3 protein-coding genes and 1 pseudogene are annotated in these 5694 nt (G+C 41.5%); 3 read left to right on the top strand and 1 reads right to left on the bottom strand.

Annotated elements, in window-relative coordinates:
- Window positions 1-135: 135 nt before the first annotated feature.
- The 3 genes and pseudogenes from LC574_RS23410 (at window position 136) to LC574_RS23400 (ending at window position 4298) form a co-directional block, all read left to right on the top strand.
- On the top strand, window positions 136-789 hold the full coding sequence (locus LC574_RS23410) for a hypothetical protein (protein WP_229455968.1): 654 nt from the start codon (window positions 136-138) through the stop codon (window positions 787-789).
- A gap of 365 nt (window positions 790-1154) precedes the next feature.
- Window positions 1155-2906: pseudogene (locus LC574_RS23405) on the top strand (ABC transporter ATP-binding protein).
- An 87-nt stretch (window positions 2907-2993) separates the two neighbouring features.
- On the top strand, window positions 2994-4298 hold the full coding sequence (locus LC574_RS23400; RefSeq protein ID WP_229455967.1) for a sensor histidine kinase: 1305 nt from the start codon (window positions 2994-2996) through the stop codon (window positions 4296-4298).
- Between the two features lie 535 nt (window positions 4299-4833).
- On the opposite strand, the gene LC574_RS23395 is transcribed toward LC574_RS23400, so the two are convergent.
- Entirely contained in the window at window positions 4834-5469 is a 636-nt protein-coding gene (locus tag LC574_RS23395; protein WP_229455966.1) for an acetoacetate decarboxylase family protein, read from the bottom strand.
- Window positions 5470-5694 lie beyond the last annotated feature (225 nt).

Below are 5694 nucleotides of genomic sequence, written 5' to 3'. Positions count from 1 at the left end.
GAAACCATGCACGACAGTTCCTCTTGGGGAGCCACTTCTTCTCTGAACAAGAGAAATGGCGTGGAAATCCCAACCAAAGCGGACTGTCTTCCCACCACATTGGCTCACTGCACCAGAAAATTTGAGAGTTAATCTATGTTTCTATTGTTAACCCGAGTACTGCTGTGGCTGCTGATTGGCACTATCGTATATTCTCTGTTCCAGCGATTTTATCCGTCTGGAAGTTTTGTCGGGCGATTGATCTTAGTCGTTATCTTGGTAATCATAGCCCTATCTTTTGTTAACCCCAATGAACCAGCTGTAGCGTCATTGTCGAGGATGCTGTCTTTTCCACTCAAGCCTCTAGGAGCCTCTATTTTAATGATGATTTTTGCCGCTCAGAGAATCAAAGGAGGCGGGATAGACAAACCAGGAGGATACTTGGTCGGTTGGGCACTGACGATTTTGCTGTTAGCAAGTACACCAGCAGTCGCCTATTTACTTTATAGGGCACCTTTAGCAATGACAGGTGAAACCTATGTAGCAACTGCTGCACCAACATCTGGGACACTGGTGGCATTAGGGCAACCAACCACCACAGCAAATATCTCAGATGTGACGGGCGATCGCATTCTTTCTTATAATTTGAGAGTGCCTCCCTACCTATTACAAGGAAATCCTCAAGATATTCGCACACGCGGTTTACGACTCGAAGACTTTGTACCGAATGCAGAAACGCTGCAATTGACAACCAGAACTTGGGAAACTTATCTCTTTGAAATTTACAGGTTCTTGCGTGTTCAACGGTAATAAAGTAAAAAACTAAAAAAACCGTAATGCCACGTTTTAGTAACGCTGCCCAAAATTCGGAATTAAGAATTTGCAAGGGTTTCATTGAACTAAAGACTGGGGATTAGGAAAATTCAAATAGGGATTCAGACCCCATTTTTTCCCAATCCCCAATACTTCGGCTTCGCTCAGTACAAGTCCCTAGTACAGCACGGCGTAAATAAACCACCCATTCCAAATCGCCAAAAAGTCTGTCCTATAAGCTTTTTGACTTTTGACTTTTGACTTTTGACTTCCGCCTTGCGGTACTAGTCCCCAATCCTCTACATAGCTGTCTTCTCGGACTAGCAGTTAATCTAGGATGATAAAGTTGCAAAATTGCTTTAATGGCAAAATCTCGACGAATCGCTAAACTCACTGCTTACCTACGTCCCCATTGGCGGGAGGCGTCTTTAGGCATTCTCGCTTTGTTGTCTGTCAATGCACTGCGCGTTTATATCACTTTGTTGATTCGTGCTGGTGTTGATAAACTTTCAACAACCTTCATCTTGAACCAAATACTACATGACGTAGTAATCATTGTCTTACTTAGTTCGGCGATGTGGCTAATGCGGATGGCATCCCGTATTTGGCTATTTGGGGTGGGGCGTCAGGTAGAATTTGACCTGAAACAACGGATTTTTGAACACTTACTCAAGCTGGAGCCTGCTTATTTTGCTAGTAATACTGCTGGCGATTTGATTAATCGGGCTACCAGTGATGTGGACAATATCAAGCGGTTGTTGGGTTTTGCAGTCTTGAGTTTGGCAAATACGGTGTTTGCCTACGCCCTGACACTGCCAGTAATGCTGGCGATTAGTGTGGATCTCACACTAGCCTCTTTGGCAGTGTACCCTTTTATGCTCTTGTTAGTGAGTCTGTTTAGCGATCGCTTACGCAAACAACAAGCAGCAGTCCAAGAGCAACTCTCTGACATCAGCGAACTCATCCAAGAAGATATCAGTGGCATTGCCTTAATTAAAATCTATGCCCAAGAAGCAAACGAGCGTCGAGCCTTCGCCAAGAAAAATCAGCAGCTATTGACTGCTAACCTGGAACTGGCAAAACTCCGAAATACACTGTTTCCGCTAATTGGCGGGCTAGCTAATGTCAGTTCGCTGGTAATCATCTGGCTAGGGGCGGCGCGGATGTCTTCTGGAACCCTTCAGGTTGCCGACTTTGTAGCACTGTTAATTTTTGTAGAGGGTCTAGTTTTCCCCACAGCTCTTTTAGGATTCACCATTACGGCCTACCAACGGGGTGAAGTTAGTATAGATCGGCTTGAATCTATTCTCTCTGTCACACCGAAAATTCAAGACACAGCCGATGCCATACATCTACCAGTGGCTGAACTTAAAGGAGAAGTGACAGCTAAAAATCTCACCTATACTTACCCGGGTTCCACTACTCCAGCTCTAGAAAATGTTAACTTTACCATTGCTTTGGGAGAAACCGTAGCCATTTTTGTGGCAATTGTTTCGTGAAAATCCACTTTAGCCAATGCTTTGCCGCGCTTATTGGATATTGAATCAGGACAATTGTTTTTAGATGGGGTGGATATTACTAAGATAGCGTTGGCAGATTTACGAGGTGCGATCGCCTACGTTCCACAAGATAGTTTTCTATTTAGCACTACAATCAAAAATAATATCCGCTACGGCGATCCACTTAGCGAACAAGAGCAGATAGAATCTGTCGCTAAACTTGCCCAAATTCAATCAGAAATTAACAATTTTCCCCAGCAATATGAAACTATTGTTGGTGAACGCGGTATTACTCTCTCTGGCGGTCAACGACAACGTACTGCCTTAGCTAGGGCTATGCTGGTCAATGCTCCAGTATTAATTTTGGATGATGCCCTCTCTAGTGTGGATAATCAAACAGCCACGCAAATCCTCAAAAATCTCTCTGGTGGTACTGAACGCAAAACAGTAATTTTCATTACCCATCAATTATCGGCGGCAGCAGCTGCTGACCGAATTTTTGTGATGGAAAAGGGAAAAATTGTCGAGACAGGCAATCATTTACAGCTGTTGAAACAAAAGGGTTTATATAGAACTTTGTGGAGCCAGCATCAAATTGAAGAATTACTGCACTAGTACAACATTTAACATTAAAGGCAATTTCTTATCCAGCGTGTATAATTTGTAATTTAATACTTGACAAATTACATCGTTTGATAATGTATGCTGGAATTTTTGCAAAATTTTTTTACTGATAGCTCATTTATTCCACATGGGCATTGTTACCTCTGGAAGCCGAGTTTAGTGTGGCTAAACATCATCTCAGATTCTCTGATTGCTTTGGTGTATTATTCTATTCCCATCATTCTTGTTTACTTTGTCCACAAGCGAAAAGATTTCCCTTTCAAATGGATACTTTTATTATTTGGAGCTTTTATCGTCTCTTGTGGTACAACCCATGTGATGGATGTATGGACGCTTTGGCATCCTACTTACTGGCTGTCCACTTTGATCAAAGTTATTACGGCTATTATCTCACTACATACAGCGATCGCACTGTTACCCATCATTCCCCAGGCTTTGGCTTTGCCAAGTCCGGCACAACTAGAAGCAGCTAACTGCCAACTAAAATTGACCTTAAAGGAACTTGAAAATACGCAAGCTCAACTGATACAAACTGAAAAAATGTCTTCATTGGGGCAATTAATTGCGGGTATTGCCCATGAAATTAATAATCCTGTGAATTTTATTGATGGTAATATCGTTATTGTCAATGAATATACTAGAAATTTACTCAATTTGATTACATTTTATCAGGAATGCAATTGCCATTTAGTATCAGAAATTCAAGCTTATATTGAAGAAATTGATTTTGATTTCATTAAAGAAGACTTACCGAAAATTTTATATTCTATGAAAATGGGAGCCCAGCGCATTTCCAAGCTAGTGTTATCCTTGCGTAACTTCTCGCGGCTAGATGAAGCGGACGAAAAAGAAGTTGATATCCACGATGGTCTTGAAAGCACTCTCTTAATTTTGCAAAATCGCTTGGAAGCCGAAGGGAATCATCCAGATATTCAAGTTATAAAACAATATGGCAACTTACCTAAAGTCGAGTGCTATCCTGGACAACTCAATCAAGTATTTATGAATATCCTGAATAATTCTATTGATACTTTGAAAGAATCAATAATTGGTTGTCAGTTGGTGGTGGCCAATGCAAAAACAACTGGCAACCAACAACTGACAACTAACAATCCCCAGATTCGCATTTGCACTGAGGTTTTAGACAGCAATCAAGTGATAATTCGGATTGCTGATAATGGCTGTGGGATGACAGAAGCAGTAAAGCAAAAAGTTTTTGACCCATTTTTTACAACTAAACCTGTTGGTTCAGGTACAGGTTTAGGGATGTCGATTAGCTACCAAATTATCAACAAGCATGGTGGTAAACTCAAGTGTGTTTCTGCACCGCTTCAAGGCACAGAGTTCATCATCCAGATTCCGATTAAGATAAAATCTGTTTGATGGTAATTTGGTCTATAGGACTAATATTTGATTTCTGAAAAAGCTCGGTACAACTCGAAAAGCTTAATTCCTTATTCCCTACTCCGTACAGACGCGATTAATCGCGTCTCTACCCACTCCCCGCCTACGTAGATAATTTCAAAAATCAAATACGATTCCTATATTCATCAAGACGTAAAACAACCAATCTCAAACACTACCGTTTTAGAAATTACAGTATGCCCGTTCTGCTAATGTGACATCTAATACAAACATTACCTTGAAATTTTGCGATCGCATGACTGCGTTATATTTCAATACAGTTCAGTTAAGGATTTTTGGTACTGATTTTAGACCTGTAGAGACGCGAAATTTCGCGTCTCTACCAAGGTTTTTGGGCTTAACTGAACGGTATTGCGTTATATTTCAGTAATATCAGATAGGTCTTGATGATTCCATTTACACAAATTCTGACGCTGATCCTGAAAGTAATTTCGGTCTACTCTCTCAGCCTGATTCCGATAGATAGTGTAAAGAACACAACAGTCGCAGTGTTCTAGATACCCATGTGCCCAACGAGTTTTGGCGCATCAACCCGCAAACTCAACTGCTCACAACGCACAGTTAACCAAGGCTGACCTAAACCTATTCCAGAAAAAGGACTTTCGGCGGGGATTTCTAATTTAGAACTAATCAAACCCAACACCGACTCAAATTCAGCAGGGAATATCAGCAAATCAGCACCCTTGGCGCCAAAAGCAGAGGCACTTAACCACTGTCTCCATGCCAAGCTTTGTTGATTATACTTAAGACTACACAACTTCCGGTTTCCCTGATGCACAGTAACGTGCTTTCCTTGTTCCCAGGTAAACTCAGCTAGTTCCTTTGGTAGTCCCCAAATTTCTCGACCACCAGCCACCGAATCAGCATTATCTACATAAATATGAGAAATCCAGCCACCGATTTTTCTTTGGTAATTAACCACAGCTGGGGCAATAATTAACTCGCTGTACTCCAGTACCGAGCCTGACCGGTAATTAGATAAATACACGCTAGCGAGAGTTTTACCAGGCCATACAGAAATAATTTCTAACTCTAAGGGAATCAAAGGGCGCACTTGGTCAATATTTACCAAATGCAGAGTTTGGATAGCATAGCCCTGAAGTGTCCAAGGTGCTTGTGGATATGGCATAAGGGAGTTAGGAATAAAGGGAGTTAGGAGTTGAGAGTGAGGAGTTAGGAATAAAGTTAAGAATTAAGATCAAGAGTTACCAATATTAGTTCTACTCTAACTTCAAACTCCTGTACAGACGCGATTAATCGCGTCTCTACTCCTAACTCCTAACTTTTTACACCTTCCCCGCCACCACCGAGTCTTTCTTCAAAAGTTCCACTGCTGCTTGATATTGCAGATCCG

Origin of the sequence: Nostoc sp. CHAB 5715 (genome assembly GCF_020829685.1) — a bacterium.
GTDB lineage: Bacteria > Cyanobacteriota > Cyanobacteriia > Cyanobacteriales > Nostocaceae > Nostoc.
Note: the sequence above shows the minus strand (reverse complement) of the source record. Positions and strands in the feature narration are given on the sequence as shown.